Here is a 16,873-nt window from a genome sequence, read left to right as displayed (position 1 = left end):
GGCTAAAACTAGACAGTAGCGGGTTTTAGTGATAATTTACGCACATTCTAAAAAATCACATATTCATTCATTTATTCTTTTTATCAAATCAATAACAACCCTCAAATATTATGCATCTTACAGAACTTAAAAATAGACCCGTTTCCGAACTTGTCGAACTCGGCGAAGGACAAATGGGCTTAGAAAATTTAGCGCGTTTACGCAAACAAGACATTGTTTTTGCTATCTTAAAACAACATGCCAAAAGTGGGGAAGACATCTTTGGTGGCGGCGTATTAGAAATTTTACCAGATGGTTTCGGTTTCTTACGTTCAGCAGACAGTTCCTATCTCGCTGGTCCTGATGATATCTATGTATCGCCAAGCCAAATTCGCCGTTTCAACTTACAAACTGGTGATAAAATTGAAGGTAAAATTCGCCCACCTAAAGAAGGTGAACGTTATTTTGCTTTATTAAAAGTTGATCAAGTAAATGACGATAGACCTGAAGTTTCACGTAGCAAAATCCTATTTGAAAACTTAACTCCATTACATGCTAATTCTCGTTTGAGAATGGAGCGTGGTAACGGTTCAACAGAAGACTTAACTGCTCGTATCTTAGATTTAGCTTCGCCTATTGGTAAAGGACAGCGTGGTCTTATCGTCGCGCCACCTAAAGCGGGTAAAACAATGTTATTGCAAAATATTGCGCAAAGTATTACCCACAACTATCCAGAATGTGAGCTTATCGTACTTTTAATCGATGAACGTCCAGAAGAAGTGACTGAAATGCAACGTTCAGTAAAAGGTGAAGTAATTGCTTCAACTTTTGATGAGCCAGCAACGCGTCATGTGCAAGTGGCAGAAATGGTTATTGAGAAAGCAAAACGCTCAGTTGAACATAAAAAAGATGTTGTTATTCTATTAGACTCAATTACCCGTCTAGCACGAGCTTATAATACCGTGACCCCCGCGTCTGGTAAGATTCTTTCTGGTGGTGTGGACGCAAATGCATTACATCGCCCAAAACGCTTCTTCGGTGCGGCACGTAATGTAGAAGAAGGCGGTAGCTTAACCATTATTGCCACTGCTCTCGTCGATACAGGTTCTAAAATGGATGAAGTTATCTTTGAAGAATTCAAAGGTACAGGTAATATGGAATTACATCTATCCCGTAAAATTGCAGAAAAACGTGTCTTCCCAGCAATCGACTTTAATCGTTCAGGTACACGTAAAGAAGACTTACTCACTACACCTGATGAGTTACAAAAAATGTGGATCCTACGTAAAATTCTTAACCCAATGGGTGAAGTGGAAGCAATGGAATTCCTCATTGATAAACTCATGGTAGCAAAAACTAATGATGAATTCTTCGAGATTATGAAGCGTTCATAGTTTTACAACTCAAATGTTAAAAGCCTCAAAAATTGATTTTGAGGCTTTTCTATTACTGAACTGTATCATGGCTATTCGATGAAATTAACGCTTTCCGTCTTAATAATCGTTTAAATGCAATAACAGCAAACAATACAACTGCAATAATAATCATCGCAACTAGCAAAAAAAATTTATCTCTCTCTGTAAATAAACTTGATTTTTGTCCAAATGTACCGCTAACTAAAGTAGATATCCCAAACCAAGCAACTTTGTCTTTCCCTAGTGTAAAATCTTCATATCCTTCCCCTTTATTAAAGTGGATACGCTCACGCAGCTCTTCCGCAATCGCTTGCTCAGACTCAAATGTTGATTCTTCAGTCAAGAATGATAACCCGATATAACCTATACGACTAAGCAGATAAGCATTATAATTAACAATATTGCTAGCCCCTTCCTCTACATTAGGTCCTATTGGTTTTAAATTAATAGCCCAAACGAGATGGTGCTTTTTGTCATCGTAAATTGGTTTTTTGACCCAACCTAAGGTATCAATTTCTGCTGCACCTTTTTCACGACGAATTTCATTGCGCTCTTTATCACCTTCTCGCAATTTCTCAAACAGTGCATCTATATCCCATGTTTTTGCTTCTTTATCTGAGATATAACCGATATCAGAATAGACGATATCAAAAATCCAAGAAGGGTCATCTTTTTTCATCACTATTGCTAAACGACCTATATTCGCGTTATTACCAATAAGCTCCATGAATTGATTAGCATAAAATCCAGGCAAAAGTACCATATCACTAGGCAAGTCAAAAACACCACCAGGTAAAGGAAATTTGACAGGACCTTCGGTCCCATGAATAAAGAGAAGCCTTTCAATTTCATCTAATTTTTGCTTTGACTCTGCAGTTTCTGCTACAACCATCGTATTGACACTGAATACAAGCAATAAAAGTGCGGTCAGTTTTGTGAAAATTTGTCCTAACGCTCTAAACATACATGTTCCTTAAATATAGAAAGAAAAATAACCAAATGATATGAAAAATGCGGTCAATATTTTAACTTTGACCGCATTTTTATAACAAAAATCACAAATTAAATCATGATTTGTGCTATCACATAACCAACACAACAAGCTGTCACAACCCCAATAAGTCCTGGTACCATAAAGCTATGGTTAAAGTAATACTTACCTATTTTTGTTGTACCTGTCACATCAAAGTTGACTGTTGCAATATCTGATGGATAGTTTGGAATAAAGAAATAACCATAAGTAGCGGGCATTAAACCGACCAATAATGCCACAGGTAGACCTAATTCAAGACCAACAGGTAACATCATGACAGCCGTTGCAGCTTGACTGTTAATGACTACTGACACAGCAAATAACGCAAGTGCAAAGGTCCAAGGGTAATGTCTTACCATTGAAGTAATACCTTCTCTAAACTCTGGCATAGCGAATTTGAAGTAAGTATCACTCATCCATGCAATACCAAAAATTGCAATAGCTGCCACCATACCTGATTTAAATACAACACCATTTGGTACAATTTGAGGATTAGTTCGAGTCACTAATAAGATAATACCGCCAAAACAGAGCATCATCATTTGGATAATAAGTGACATCGAAATAGGTTTAACTTTATCACCCTCACCAATAGTACGAATTTCAGGGAACATCGCCACAATGACAATAACAGCTAAAGCTAGCAAGAATAAGTAAACCGATTGTTTTGCCGCTGGCGGTAACTCTTCATTTAACGTTGTCGTTGTTGTATTTAAAATACGATCGCGCCAAATTGGATCTTGTAAGCGGCGCTGGTATTCTGGATCATCTTCTAGCTCTTTACCACGGCGCATACTATATAAAGATAATGCAAGTGTACCAATAAAGGTTGCAGGAACGGTAACTGAAATAATATCTAATAAGGAAATATGTGCAAAGCCGGGTAATTCAACAATTTTACCAAGATAGAATACTACTGCTGCAGAAAGTGGACTTGACGTAATCGCTAATTGAGATGCAACAGATGCTGCTGCCATTGGACGCTCAGGGCGAATTTTATTTTTTAATGCCACATCACCAATAATTGGCATAATAGAATAGACTGAGTGACCTGTTCCAAGCATAAATGTCATTAAATAAGTAACGATTGGACCAAGTAATGTGATACGTTTCGGATTACTACGTAAAATACGTTCTGCGACTTGCAACATAAATTTTAAGCCACCAGCAGCTTCTAAAATAGATGCACAAGTAACAACGGAAAGAATAATCAACATAACATCAACTGGGGCTTTTCCAACTGGCATGCGGAAAATAAAGACTTCGATCACTAAGCCTATCCCAGATACAACCCCCAATCCTATACCGCCAAAACGGCTACCCACATATAGCATGAGTAGTAGGAACAAAAACTCTAAATAAAGCATAGATATACCTCTAAAATGTTATAAAAAATATTAGCGACATCATACTTGATTTATATTTGTACACAATCCTTTTCACTTTCTTTTAAGTAATTTTTTCGAAAAATAAAACAATTATTTGGTTTAAATCAAAAAAAGTAAAATGCTTATAAAAAATAGGGAGTTATTTAGATCAAATGAGGAAATGATAGTGATAAGATGGGAAAAAATTTAGGCGGTTATACAAACCGCCTAAATGTGAATTACTGATTGTTTTGAACGTAATCAATCGCAGATTGAACTGTTGTAATTTTTTCTGCTTCTTCATCTGGAATTTCGATATCAAATTCTTCTTCTAAAGCCATCACTAATTCAACAGTATCTAAAGAATCCGCACCTAAATCTTCAACGAAAGACGCTTCAGATTTAACTTCGTCTTCTTTAACGCCTAATTGCTCAACGATGATTTTTTTTACGCGTTCTTCAATGCTCATTTGTTTCTTCCTATTGTTTAGTTTTTCGCTCACTGCGACGAGTTAGTTAGTGTATATATTTTTTGTAAAGTTACAATGATTTTTGCTGGTGGTCAAACCTTAAAACCATCTTTTAAAAAACACATACAGTGAAAAATACAGTTACGTTACTTCATCTACGCTTTAAAGTGGCGTAACCAAGTTACATTGCAACCAAGATTTTAACATTAACCTCAATCTTTGGCTATGCTTTTATCCCCTAAAATCTGTAATTGATTTCACACAATTAGTTGGTATACATACCACCATTCACATGCAAAGTTGTACCTGTAATATAGCTCGCATCATCAGAAGCTAAAAACGCAACTGCTTTCGCAATATCTTTTGGTTCTCCTAAACGACCCGCCGGAACTTGCGACAAAATACCTGATTTTTGCTCATCTGTTAACACTTCTGTCATGTCTGTCGCGATAAAACCTGGGGCAACTACGTTCACGGTAATACCACGCGAAGCCACTTCTTTTGCCAACGCTTTACTAAAACCGATTAAACCCGCTTTCGCTGCACAGTAGTTAGTTTGTCCTGGATTTCCCATTGAGCCCACCACAGAACCAATAGTAATGATACGACCAAAGCGTTTTTTCATCATTGAACGCAACATCGCTTTTGATAAATAGTAAACTGATGTTAAGTTAGTTTGCATAATAGCAAACCATTCTTCATCCTTCATACGCATCAATAAATTATCACGTGTGATACCCGCATTATTGACTAGCACGTCAATATCACCAAAATCAGCTTTGATTTTTTCTAATGTTGCATCGATTGAAGCAAAATCGGATACATTTAAAACCAAACCTTTTCCTTTTTCACCTAAATACGCAGAAATACTTTCCGCCCCTTTCTCTGATGTTGCAGTACCAATAACAAACGCCCCTTTCGCAACTAATTCCTCTGCTATTGCACGTCCAATACCACGAGTTGCGCCTGTGACTAACGCGATTTTACCCTGCATAAATATCTCCTTAATTAAATTTGTGCCTCATTCACTAATTCGACACAGCGAAGTTTAAATCGTTCTTTACTCTTTTCTTTATATTGTATTTCTTTCAATACACACTCAAAATTTACTTTTGTTTACATTGTGTTAATGTTTTAGACAACGTGTGTATTTAAAGTAGCGCCAGAAGAAACAATCACTAAAGTATGTTCAACAAATGTAGCCATTACACAAAAGAACAATAAAGTGAACACCATGTTTCATAGCAATACTAGACAAAATCTATCTTATGCCAATGCCTGTTCGGCTAATGCTAATGAATTAACATCATTTACTGCTTGAGCAACAAGCTCTTTTACAATACGACTTGTTAAACCTGTTAACACTTTATTTGGTCCAATTTCAATGAGTACTTCAATTCCTTGCTCTGCCATTTTTTCTACGCTTTCAGTCCAGCGCACAGGGCTATAAAGCTGACGAACAAGTGCGCTACGAATTGCTGAACTTTCCGTTTCTGTTGCAACATCAACATTATTAATCACTGAAGTCGTTGGTGTTTTAATTGCAATATTATCTAAAGAAACCGCTAATTGATCAGCCGCAGGTTTCATTAATGCACAATGTGAAGGTACACTGACTGCTAAAGGTAAAGCACGTTTTGCTCCAGCTTCTTTACAAGCGACTGCGGCACGTTCAACTGCGGCTTTTGCACCAGCGATAACAACCTGACCTGGTGAATTAAAGTTTACGGCTGAAACCACTTCACCTTGTTCTGATTCTGCACAAGCTTTAATAATTGACGCATTATCTAAACCAATAATAGCATACATTGCTCCCGTACCTTCTGGTACAGCTTGTTGCATTAACTTACCACGTAACTCTACTAATTTAATCGCATCTTGGAAATCGATCACATCAGCACAAACTAACGCAGAATACTCGCCTAAACTATGTCCTGCCATTAATTCGGGTTTTAAATTCGGATATTGTTGTTGCCAAACACGATAAATTGCAACAGAAGCCACTAACAATGCAGGTTGAGTTTGCCAAGTTTTATTTAATTCTTCTGCTGGGCCTTTCTGCACTAATTGCCACAAATCATAGCCTAATACCTCTGAAGCTTGTTGAAAAGTTTGTTGTACAACAGGATATTGCTCTGCTAATTCAGCTAACATGCCCACCGCTTGTGAACCTTGCCCCGGAAATACCATTGCAAATTTTTTCATGTTTTTTTCCTTATTCATTAAAACTTTTTAAAAATCGACCGCGCTTTTATGCATGACCAGTGCTATTAGAACTTAACTAATGCCGATCCCCAAGTCAGACCACCACCAAAAGCTTCTAACAATAACATCTGACCACGCTGAATACGACCATCACGCACAGCCTCATCTAGCGCACTTGGAATACTACCCGCCGAAGTATTACCATGACGATCGAGAGTAACAACTACTTGCGACATATCCATTTCCAATTTTTTTGCTGTTGCCGAAATAATACGTAAATTGGCTTGATGTGGCACTAACCAATCAATATCTTTTTTATCCAAATTATTTGCTTCAAGAGTTTCTTCTACGACATTTGCTAACTCACGTACAGCAATTTTAAACGTCGCATTACCTTGCATTTCTAAATATGCGGGATCGCTTTCAACACCTCGCGCTTGATTGGCTAGCGTTAAAACATCTGCATTTTCTCCAGTCGCATGTAAATGCGTAGAAAGAATTCCTGCTTCATTTGAGCGTTCTAAAATAACCGCACCAGCACCATCGCCAAACAAAATTACAGTACCACGATCTGCTGGATTCAAAGTACGAGAAAAAAGATCTGCACCAATGACAAGTGCTTTATTGGCTTTTCCAGTACGAATAAATTGATCTGCAACTGTTAATGCATAAACAAAACCTGAACAAGCAGCAGCCACATCAAAAGCAATAGCATCTTTAATTTCAAGCATTTTTTGAATTTGACAAGCAGCACTTGGAAATGCATGAGTTGAACTTGTTGTTGCAACAACAATTAAATCAATTTCATTCACATCCATCGGTGACATAGCCAAACATTTTTTTGCTGCCTCAAAGCCCATAGTTGCTACCGTCTCATGTGGATCAGCAATACGACGTTCTTTAATACCAGTACGTTCAGAAATCCATTCATCAGAGGTTTCCACCATTTTTTCTAAATCTGCATTAGTACGAATATTTTTGGGTAAGTAACTACCTGTTGATAAGATTTTACTATACATAATAAATCTCGTTAAAAAGGATAGCGAACTCGCTATATTAAATTAATGATCACTTGTTATTTTTATATGCGCAGATGACTCGTATTTTTCGAGTCCAGCTAAAATTTTTGTTGGAATTTGCTGACGCACTTGAAATGCAGCATCAGCAATTGCATAAGAAAAGGCCTCGATATTTGCACTACCATGGCTTTTTACTACAACGGATGCCAATCCAATTAAAGAAGCACCATTATATTCATCTGGGTTAATTTGCTTTAAACGCTGATAGCTATCTTTAAATAAATGACGTAATAACCAAGAAAATATAGGTTTCAGTAGACTATTTTTCGATTTACCTTTTAGTAAGGCAATAACATTTTTAGCCGCACCTTCAAGCGTTTTTAATGCCACATTGCCCGCAAATCCATCGCTTACAATAACATCAGCTTTGCCATTTAACAAAAAGTTACCTTCAATGAAGCCAACATAATTAAGTGCGGTATCCTTTTCTAATAAAACTGCCGCATCTCGAATTGACTTATGCCCTTTGATATCTTCACTGCCAATATTAAGTAACGCAACTCTCGGATAAACCAAATTTAAAATATTTTCGACAAAAATACTGCCCATCAATGCAAATTGATATAAGTTTTCCGCATCACAATCAATGTTAGCACCAAGATCAAGCATAACACTTTTTCTGCCATCAACAGTTGGAATCACAGAAATAAGCGCAGGGCGTTGAATCCCTTTAAGTGGTTGTAACAAAATTTTTGAAAGCCCCATTAATGCAGCTGTATTCCCTGCACTAACACAACCTTGCGCTTCACCTTTTTGTACGGCTTCGATAGCCAAACGCATTGATGTCCCTTTGCTATTGCGCAATGCATAAGAAATACCATGTTCATTATCAATCGTACGTGAACAATGACAAACAGTAAGGCGTTGTTGAACAGAAGCGGGGATGTTTTCAAGTAAGGGAAGAATTTGCTGGCTATCACCAAACAATAATAAAGAAAGCATTGGATCATTTTCCAACGCAAGTAAGGATGCAGGGATAGTAATACGGGGACCTATGTCCCCGCCCATCACATCTAACGCAAGGGTTAGACGACTCAAGTGATTACCTTAATTAAATAATGTATAAATTATTTATTAATCACTTTACGACCACGATAGTAACCATCAGCAGTTACGTGGTGACGTAAATGAGTTTCACCGCTTGCTTTATCAACTGATACTGCGGCAGTGGTTAATGCATCGTGTGAACGACGCATATCGCGTCTTGAACGAGATTTTTTGTTTTGTTGAACAGCCATTGGCTATACTCCTAAATTTACTTTTGCTTTAAACTAGCTAATACAGCGAACGGGTTCGGTTTTTTTGCCAGCTCTTCGGGCAATTCGCCAAAAACCTGTTCAGCTACGGACACTTCACAGTGTTCAGATGAATGCAATGGTACAATTGGTAGACTTAAAATTAATTCATCTTCAACAGTACCAAGTAAATCTATTTCACCAAACTCATTAAATTCGATTGGCTCATAAATTTCGGGCAATACATCGGCTTGATCCAAATTAGCCACAGGACTGTAACAAAATGTACAATCGATAGTTTGCATAAAGGCTTTTTGACAACGTTGACAGACAACTTCAATATCAACTGTTGCTTGACCTTTCATGACCACTAATTTTTGTGGATCAATAAAAAACGATAATCTAACCTGTGCATCGCTGAGCACTTTACTTACTGACTCAGAAAGACGTTCAAGCTGATTAATAGCATAATAGCCATCATAATCTAATCGACGCTGTGCATCTTTAACTGGGTCAACAGTTAGGGGTAATTTTACCTTTTGCATAGGGCGTGAATATTACCGTTTGAGAACAAAATAGTCAAAGGAAATTATTACTTTTTCACTGAACTTCCCCCGAAAATTTAGCAAAAAACCTTTTTCATCACATCAATTTTAATTCATTTATTTAAAAATGATGAATAAAGAGTAGAAAAACTTCAAAAGAAAATAACAAATGGTGTATCTAAATCAAATTTATCTATTTTAGCTCACAAATCACACTTTCAATACTTTACAGCACTCCATTTTTCCTTTATTAATAGAAGTTCTTTTTACTCACAAAAAAAGGTAAAACTATGACAAACACAGTGAAAAAAACATTTCTTAATGTCGCATTAACAAGTGCGTTAACGCTTTTGGCAACACAAAGCGCTTTCGCAGCCGAAGTACCTGCAGGTACTGTTCTTGCTGATAAGCAAGAACTCAGAATGAATAATGGCTCAGATCCATCCTCTCTTGACCCGCATAAAATCGAAGGAACGCCCGAAGCATTAGTTGCTCGTCAACTTTTCGAAACATTAGTGATTTCAGATGCTGATGGTCATATCATTCCAGGTGCCGCAGAAAAATGGGAACATAGTGCAGATTTCAAAACTTGGACGTTCCATCTTCGTAAAGATGGCAAATGGTCAAATGGTGAACCTGTTACCGCAGAAGATTTCGTGTTTGCTTTCCAACGTTTAGCTGATCCAAAAACAGCCTCGCCTTATTCCAGCTATTTAAAATATTTAAAATTATTAAATTCAGCAGATATTGTTGCAGGTAAAAAACCTATCACAGACTTAGGTGTAAAAGCACTTGATGCACATACGTTACAACTCACACTTTCTGAAAGTGTCCCTTATGCAGATAAACTCACTGAACACTATGTACTTGCACCAGTAAATAAAAAACTTGTAGAACAGTTTGGTGATAAATGGACTGATCTTAAGAATATTGTCGGTAATGGGGCGTTTAAAATTACTAATTGGATCATCAATGAAAAATTAGAGATGGTACCAAATAATCATTATTGGAACCACCCAAAAACAGTATTAACTCATGTCACGCTTTATCCAATTACCTCTGAAAATACTGATGTTTCACGCTATCGCGCAGGTGATTTAGATATCACTAACCACGCACTTCCAGTAGAGCTTTTTGCTAAATTAAAAGCCGAATTCCCAAATGAAGTATATACACCACCGGTGCTATGCACTTATCTATATGAAATCAATCATAAAAAAGCACCATTCAATGATGTTCGTGTAAGAAAAGCCTTATCAATGGCAATGGACCGTAACATTATTACTGAAAAAGTGACTGCGCAAGGTCAAGTTCCTGCATATAGTTTTACACCACCTTATATTAATGGCGGTGAAAAAATCACAACGCCTGAGTGGTCAAACTTACCGCAAGCAGAGCGTAATAAAAAAGCTGTCGAATTACTAAAAGAAGCTGGCTTTGATAAGAATAATCCATTAACTTTCAACTTACTTTACAACACTTCAGATAACCATAAGAAAATTGCGATTGCGGCAACTTCTATTTGGAAGAAAAATCTCGATGGTGCAGTAAACATTAAGTTAGAAAACCAAGAATGGAAAACCTATTTAGACTCACGCCATCAAGGTAACTATGATGTCACTCGTGCAGGCTGGTGTGCTGACTATAACGAAGCAACAACGTTCTTAAACTATTTCTTATCAACCAGTAGTAACAATACTGCTTTCTATAAGAGTGCAGAATATGATGCATTATTAGCCTCATCCTACCAAGTAGAGAGTGATGAAGGTCGTGCAGAAGTTTACGCTAAACTTGAGCAACAGCTAGAAAAAGATACAGCATTAGTACCAATGTATTACTATGTTGATCCTCGTATGGTAAAACCTTATGTAAAAGGCTTTGCGACTAAGCACCCAGGTAAAAACTACTACTTAAAAGATGTTTATTTAGTTAAACAATAATTTCTATACGACTTTATAGTGCGGTCAATACTTTTACTAAACCGACCGCACTTTCTTATTTTTTTACACGTTGGCGTGTTTTAAATTGGATTATCTTGTATGTTTAAATTGATCATTCGTCGTTTGTTTCAGGCAATTCCAACGCTTTTTATTCTGATTACAATTTCTTTTTTCATGATGCGATTAGCACCGGGTAGCCCATTTACCAGTGAAAAAAATTATCCACCTGAAGTCATTGCTAATATCGAAGCTAAATACCACTTAAATGAACCACTTTACAAACAATACGTTATTTACTTAAAAGATCTTGCACATGGTGATTTTGGTCCTTCTTTTAAATATAAAGACTATACGGTAAATCAGCTTGTCGCGACAGCCTTTCCAGTTTCCTTTAAACTGGGCTTTTCTGCCTTTTTAGTTGCTTTAACACTTGGTGTCAGCGCAGGCACGATTGCTGCACTAAAACAAAATAAGTGGCTGGATTATTTGATTATGACCTTTGCTATGACTGGCGTAGTCATCCCCAGCTTTGTGGTTGCCCCATTATTGATACTGGTCTTTTCTATCACATTAAAATGGTTACCTTCCGGTGGTTGGGAAGGCGGCGCATTTAAATTCATGTTAATGCCCATGATTGCGCTCTGTTTATCTTATATTGCCAGTATCGCACGTATCACACGTGGCTCCATGATTGAAGTATTACATTCTAATTTTATTCGTACCGCCAAAGCCAAAGGCTTACCAATGGGACGTATTTTAACCAAGCATGCATTACGCCCGGCTTTATTACCTGTGATTTCTTATATGGGTCCTGCCTTTGTCGGTATTATCACAGGCTCAATGGTCATTGAAAGTATTTTTGGTATTCCAGGTATTGGACAACTTTTCGTTAATGGCGCACTCAACCGTGATTATTCTTTAGTATTAAGCCTAACCATTTTAGTTGGCGCATTAACGATTACATTTAATGCTGTTGTCGATATCTTATATGCGGTTATCGATCCAAAAATCCGTTATTAATTTGCAGTGCTAACAGGGATAAAAAATGTTAAAAAATCAAAAAGATGCTGAACTGCTAGAAACCGTTGTGGAAACATTAGAAACGGTTGAAGGACGTAGTTTATGGCAAGATGCACGCCGTCGCTTTTTTCATAATAAAGCGGCATTAACCAGTTTATTTATTTTATTTTGTATTAGCCTTTTCGTTATTTTTGCCCCAATGCTCATGCCTTATCCTTACGATGAGCTTGATTTTGGAGCCATTTCAATTCCACCAGAATGGGAAACAATGCATTATTTTGGTACCGATGCATCTGGGCGAGATCTACTCGTTCGAGTCGCCATTGGCGGTAGAATCTCGCTATTAGTTGGTATTGCAGGCGCATTAATCGCCGTCTTAGTCGGCACATTATATGGTGCAACTTCTGGCTATATTGGTGGTAAAGTTGATACTTTTATGATGCGTTTTCTAGAGATTCTTAACTCTTTCCCATTTATGTTCTTCGTTATCTTGTTAGTCACCTTCTTTGGACGCAATATTTTCCTCATTTTTGTGGCAATAGGTATGGTGTCTTGGCTAGACATGGCAAGGATTGTACGTGGACAAACCTTAAGTTTGAAGCAAAAAGAATTCATCGAAGCCGCGATCGTGTGTGGTGTCTCTTCTCGTCAAATTGTATGGCGTCATATTGTGCCTAATGTGCTTGGCGTTGTAGTCGTTTATGCCTCCTTACTGGTACCAGGTATGATCTTATTTGAATCATTTTTAAGCTTCTTAGGTCTGGGGACACAGGAACCGCTAAGTAGCTGGGGTGGATTACTGAACGATGGTGCCAAATCAATGGAAGCTGCACCTTGGTTATTAGTATTCCCAGCGCTGTTCTTAGTCATTACCCTATTTTGTTTTAACTTTATCGGTGATGGTTTGCGTGATGCACTTGACCCGAAAGATCGCTAGTACAAGCCTTTGGAGAGCACAATGACAACAAAAAATTTACTACTCGATGTACAAGACTTGCGTGTCACTTTCAAAACGCCAGATGGCGATGTTACAGCGGTCAATAACTTAACATTTTCTTTAAATGCGGGTGAAACATTAGGAATTGTTGGTGAATCAGGTTCAGGTAAATCCCAAACTGCCTTCGCTTTAATGGGGTTACTTGCTGATAACGGACGTATTGCGGGTTCAGCCAAATTTAATGGTGAAGAAATTCTTAATTTACCAGAAGCACAGCTTAACCGCCTGCGTGCAGAACAAATTGCTATGATCTTCCAAGATCCCATGACATCGCTTAATCCTTACATGAAAATTGGTGAGCAACTGATGGAAGTCTTGATCTTACACAAAGGTATGGATCGTAAAACGGCATTTGAAGAATCTGTACGTATGTTAGATGCTGTAAAAATGCCAGAATCCCGCAAACGTATGAATATGTATCCTCATGAATTTTCAGGTGGTATGCGCCAACGCGTCATGATCGCCATGGCACTATTATGTCGTCCAAAATTATTGATCGCTGATGAACCAACTACTGCGTTAGATGTGACAGTTCAAGCACAAATCATGACGTTATTAAACGAGCTTAAAACTGAATTTAATACAGCAATCATCATGATTACGCATGACTTAGGTGTTGTGGCAGGCATTTGTGATAACGTGTTGGTTATGTATGCTGGACGAACAATGGAATATGGCACAGCAGAACAAATTTTCTATAGCCCAAGCCACCCTTATTCGAAAGGCTTAATTGGTGCGGTTCCACGTGTTGATGGTCAAGAAGAAGAGCTGATTACTATTCCTGGTAATCCACCAAACTTACTTCAACTACCAAGTGGTTGTCCATTCCAACCTCGTTGTATTCATGCCACAGAACAATGTTTAAAAGCACCAAAATTAGAAATATTGGCAGATCAACGCCTGCGCGCGTGCTTTTTATCAGCAGAACAGTTAATTAGAGGAAACGCATAATGACGACAGAGAAAAAAGTCATCCTAGAAGTCAAAGATTTAAGCGTTCATTTCGAAATTAAAGATACCAAATCTTTGTTTTTCACCAAACACCAAACTTTAAAAGCAGTCAATAATGTGTCTTTCAACCTATATGAAGGCGAAACACTTGGTGTAGTAGGCGAATCAGGTTGTGGTAAATCCACTTTAGCACGTGCGATTACTGGCTTAGTAAAAAGCTCTGGTGGTAATATTCTTTGGTTAGGTAAAGACTTAACCCAACAAAATGCAAAAGAATGGAAGGCTGTACGCAGTGATATTCAAATGATCTTCCAAGACCCATTAGCATCATTAAATCCACGCATGACTATTGGCAGCATTATTGCTGAGCCTTTAAAAATTTATCAACCACACTTAACGAAAGAAGAAGTGAAAGAAAAAGTACGTGCGATGATGATGAAAGTCGGCTTATTACCAAACTTAATTAACCGCTATCCCCATGAATTTTCAGGCGGTCAATGCCAGCGTATTGGGATTGCGCGTGCTTTAATTGTAGAACCTAAATTGATCATTTGTGATGAACCTGTTTCTGCACTTGATGTATCAATCCAAGCACAAGTAGTCAATTTATTAAAATCATTACAACGCGAAATGGGATTATCGCTCATTTTTATTGCACATGATTTAGCGGTAGTGAAGCATATTTCTGATCGTGTTTTGGTCATGTATTTAGGTAATGCCGTCGAACTAGGCGATTATGAACAGGTCTATCATGACACCAAACACCCATATACTAAAGCCTTGATGTCTGCGGTACCCATTCCTGATCCTAAATTGGAACGCAACAAACAGATTCAATTACTTGAAGGCGACCTGCCTTCCCCGATTAACCCACCATCAGGTTGCGTATTCCGAACCCGCTGTCCATTAGCAGATCAGCACTGCATTGCAGATAAACCGTTACTCAAAGGACAAGATAATCACTTTGTCGCTTGTTTTAAAGCAGGCTAACCTAACAAACACGAACAAACCGCACAAAAAGTGCGGTTTGTTTTTTGCGAGTTTTAAACTAAAAAATCGCTGTAAAACTGACCGCACTTTTTAAGTCAAAAAATGTCCTTATTCAACAATCACACGAGCATTAATTGGCTGTACAGGACGGTTATTATGTCCATGCATTAACGCAGAAAAAGCGTCGACTTGTGATTGGCTAATATTGTCATATTGTTTTAACACTAACCAATTGACGCCTTCAGAGCAAGGTGGCGTGGTTAATGAACCGCTGAAGCGATAATAGTCACGTTTTTTAGGAATCAATTTAGCGGGATCAAATGCGCTTTCGAGCTTGAAAGTTTCACCAGCTTTCTGTGGCATGTTATTCCAAATCGGTGCTAAACGCTGATTCTCACTTGATAATGTATATAACACGCCAAGCACGGCAAGATTACCCGCTTGATCTGCATGCACAAAGTGAGCTTCTAATGGGAAAGATTTTCCCTTAATTTGATTTTCACTTGGTACATGGAAATGGAATTGTTTTAATGTATAGGTGTTACCGTTCAATTGCATGAGGTTAGTCGGCTCTTTGAAATCCACTTGAATAGTGTGTCCGTTGTTTACAATTTCAACCTGAGAAGGACGATAATCAATTTTAATAGGCGCTAGCTTCCCATCAATCGTGTTAACAATATTCACTGGTGATTGGCTTTTTCCTTCACTACAAATCGCAAATTTTGGTGAAAGCGCCGCCCAATGCTCTGGTGATTCATGCCCCGTATAGCCCCAATGGCTATGCTTTTCGGCAGATTGCATTGTTTGACTACAAGCAGTAAGCGTGATCACTCCAAAAGTAAGCTTAAAAATTTTTAACATTTTCATTGCATAACTCCTTAACCCAAATAAATAAATTGATAATACGGTTTAAACACCATAAAACCTTAACAAAAACAAGGCTATGCTAGGCAAAATAGCACTCCATTTCAAGTGAAACATGACTTGTTCTACCTGTTCAGAAGGCAATGAAGTCCATCACTTCAAATAAGGTGTTAGGAAAATGCTGTGCTAAATAAGTTTGTAAAAAATGTTGGGTTTCTTGACTGATAATAGCATCGCCTGTTGGGTATAAATTATAAACAACAGCATGCACTTTAATCTTGTTAACCTGACAAGCTTGTAGACTTAATAGAGTGTGGTTAATGCTCCCTAACTTACCAGATGTGACTAGAATGACGGGATATTGCTGGGTACGAATATAATCTAAGGTGGTTTCACTGTCGTTATAGGGTACATATAATCCCCCCGCCCCTTCTAGTAGCACATAGTCATACTTCTGTGCTAAAAGTGCGGTCGATTTTTCAATGATTTTACTGTCGATTTTGCGCTGCGCTAACCTTGCAGCTAAATGCGGAGAACAAGGATAATCAAATACATAAGGGCAAGTGATTCCTTGTTTGTCTTCTTCAGTTAGTGCAATGCCTTGTATTTTACGGTGAGTTAATAAATCTTCTGCAATACCTTCACAGCCAGTTTGAATCATCTTTTGGGTAATCACTGAGAAGCCTTGCAGCATTAATTTTTTAGCATACCAGCCAGTGACGATAGTTTTGCCAATATCGGTATCAATACCGCTGATAAAGAAAATTGTCGCTGCCATACTTAT

General features: G+C 37.8%; 17 protein-coding genes. 6 read left to right on the top strand and 11 right to left on the bottom strand.

Translation table 11 applies throughout. From position 1 onward, the window contains the following. Positions 1 to 110 precede the first annotated feature (110 nt). Positions 111 to 1,373: a transcription termination factor Rho gene (gene rho / locus ACFSAV_RS11675; protein ID WP_046339095.1), complete on the top strand. Its 1,263-nt coding sequence runs from the start codon at positions 111 to 113 to the stop codon at positions 1,371 to 1,373. Positions 1,374 to 1,425: 52 nt separating this feature from the next. Here rho and ACFSAV_RS11670 read toward each other — a convergent pair whose 3' ends face one another. The 9 genes from ACFSAV_RS11670 to yceD all read right to left on the bottom strand — a co-directional run bounded on the left by ACFSAV_RS11670 (position 1,426) and on the right by yceD (position 9,328). After that, positions 1,426 to 2,358 carry a DUF2167 domain-containing protein gene (locus tag ACFSAV_RS11670; protein ID WP_379099922.1) on the bottom strand — a complete coding sequence of 311 codons (933 nt, stop codon included), beginning with the start codon at positions 2,356 to 2,358 and terminating at the stop codon, positions 1,426 to 1,428. Between the two features lie 98 nt (positions 2,359 to 2,456). Further along, on the bottom strand, positions 2,457 to 3,794 hold the full coding sequence (locus ACFSAV_RS11665) for an anaerobic C4-dicarboxylate transporter (protein ID WP_101775241.1): 1,338 nt from the start codon (positions 3,792 to 3,794) through the stop codon (positions 2,457 to 2,459). A 239-nt stretch (positions 3,795 to 4,033) separates the two neighbouring features. After that, positions 4,034 to 4,264 carry an acyl carrier protein gene (gene acpP, locus ACFSAV_RS11660; RefSeq protein ID WP_034617387.1) on the bottom strand — a complete coding sequence of 77 codons (231 nt, stop codon included), beginning with the start codon at positions 4,262 to 4,264 and terminating at the stop codon, positions 4,034 to 4,036. Between the two features lie 265 nt (positions 4,265 to 4,529). After that, on the bottom strand, positions 4,530 to 5,258 hold the full coding sequence (gene fabG, locus ACFSAV_RS11655; RefSeq protein ID WP_379099917.1) for a 3-oxoacyl-ACP reductase FabG: 729 nt from the start codon (positions 5,256 to 5,258) through the stop codon (positions 4,530 to 4,532). 272 nt (positions 5,259 to 5,530) lie between these two features. After that, positions 5,531 to 6,469 (bottom strand): ACP S-malonyltransferase, encoded by a 939-nt coding sequence (gene fabD, locus ACFSAV_RS11650; RefSeq protein ID WP_379099914.1) that lies wholly within the window; start codon positions 6,467 to 6,469, stop codon positions 5,531 to 5,533. A gap of 65 nt (positions 6,470 to 6,534) precedes the next feature. Beyond that, positions 6,535 to 7,488: a beta-ketoacyl-ACP synthase III gene (locus tag ACFSAV_RS11645; protein WP_379099911.1), complete on the bottom strand. Its 954-nt coding sequence runs from the start codon at positions 7,486 to 7,488 to the stop codon at positions 6,535 to 6,537. A gap of 42 nt (positions 7,489 to 7,530) precedes the next feature. Continuing rightward, positions 7,531 to 8,586: a phosphate acyltransferase PlsX gene (gene plsX / locus ACFSAV_RS11640; protein WP_379099908.1), complete on the bottom strand. Its 1,056-nt coding sequence runs from the start codon at positions 8,584 to 8,586 to the stop codon at positions 7,531 to 7,533. Between the two features lie 29 nt (positions 8,587 to 8,615). Then, positions 8,616 to 8,786 carry a 50S ribosomal protein L32 gene (gene rpmF / locus ACFSAV_RS11635; protein ID WP_005544470.1) on the bottom strand — a complete coding sequence of 57 codons (171 nt, stop codon included), beginning with the start codon at positions 8,784 to 8,786 and terminating at the stop codon, positions 8,616 to 8,618. Positions 8,787 to 8,803: 17 nt separating this feature from the next. Then, positions 8,804 to 9,328, bottom strand: coding sequence for a 23S rRNA accumulation protein YceD (yceD, locus tag ACFSAV_RS11630; protein ID WP_379099903.1), 525 nt, complete (start codon positions 9,326 to 9,328; stop codon positions 8,804 to 8,806). Positions 9,329 to 9,618: 290 nt separating this feature from the next. Between yceD and ACFSAV_RS11625 the strand changes: the two genes are divergently transcribed. The 5 genes from ACFSAV_RS11625 to oppF all read left to right on the top strand — a co-directional run bounded on the left by ACFSAV_RS11625 (position 9,619) and on the right by oppF (position 15,225). After that, on the top strand, positions 9,619 to 11,268 hold the full coding sequence (locus tag ACFSAV_RS11625) for an ABC transporter substrate-binding protein (protein ID WP_379099900.1): 1,650 nt from the start codon (positions 9,619 to 9,621) through the stop codon (positions 11,266 to 11,268). Positions 11,269 to 11,367: 99 nt separating this feature from the next. Beyond that, the gene (gene oppB, locus ACFSAV_RS11620; RefSeq protein WP_101775234.1) at positions 11,368 to 12,288 is read left to right on the top strand and encodes an oligopeptide ABC transporter permease OppB; all 921 of its coding nucleotides are present in this window, start codon (positions 11,368 to 11,370) and stop codon (positions 12,286 to 12,288) included. A gap of 25 nt (positions 12,289 to 12,313) precedes the next feature. After that, on the top strand, positions 12,314 to 13,225 hold the full coding sequence (gene oppC, locus ACFSAV_RS11615) for an oligopeptide ABC transporter permease OppC (RefSeq protein ID WP_101775233.1): 912 nt from the start codon (positions 12,314 to 12,316) through the stop codon (positions 13,223 to 13,225). Positions 13,226 to 13,246: 21 nt separating this feature from the next. Beyond that, entirely contained in the window at positions 13,247 to 14,236 is a 990-nt protein-coding gene (oppD, locus tag ACFSAV_RS11610; protein ID WP_379099897.1) for an ABC transporter ATP-binding protein, read from the top strand. Then, positions 14,236 to 15,225 carry a murein tripeptide/oligopeptide ABC transporter ATP binding protein OppF gene (gene oppF / locus ACFSAV_RS11605; RefSeq protein ID WP_379099894.1) on the top strand — a complete coding sequence of 330 codons (990 nt, stop codon included), beginning with the start codon at positions 14,236 to 14,238 and terminating at the stop codon, positions 15,223 to 15,225. The genes oppD and oppF overlap by 1 nt, the downstream gene beginning before the upstream one ends. 108 nt (positions 15,226 to 15,333) lie before the next feature. Here the strand turns inward: oppF and ACFSAV_RS11600 are convergent, their stop codons facing one another. Both ACFSAV_RS11600 and bioD read right to left on the bottom strand, forming a co-directional pair. Then, complete coding sequence (locus ACFSAV_RS11600; RefSeq protein ID WP_379099891.1) at positions 15,334 to 16,092, bottom strand: carbonic anhydrase; 759 nt, start codon at positions 16,090 to 16,092, stop codon at positions 15,334 to 15,336. 130 nt (positions 16,093 to 16,222) lie between these two features. After that, positions 16,223 to 16,867, bottom strand: coding sequence for a dethiobiotin synthase (bioD, locus tag ACFSAV_RS11595; RefSeq protein WP_379099888.1), 645 nt, complete (start codon positions 16,865 to 16,867; stop codon positions 16,223 to 16,225). Between the last annotated feature and the right edge of the window lie 6 nt (positions 16,868 to 16,873).

Source organism: Pasteurella oralis (assembly GCF_042681465.1).
Taxonomy (GTDB): Bacteria; Pseudomonadota; Gammaproteobacteria; order Enterobacterales; family Pasteurellaceae; genus Pasteurella; species Pasteurella oralis.
Note: the sequence above shows the minus strand (reverse complement) of the source record. Positions and strands in the feature narration are given on the sequence as shown.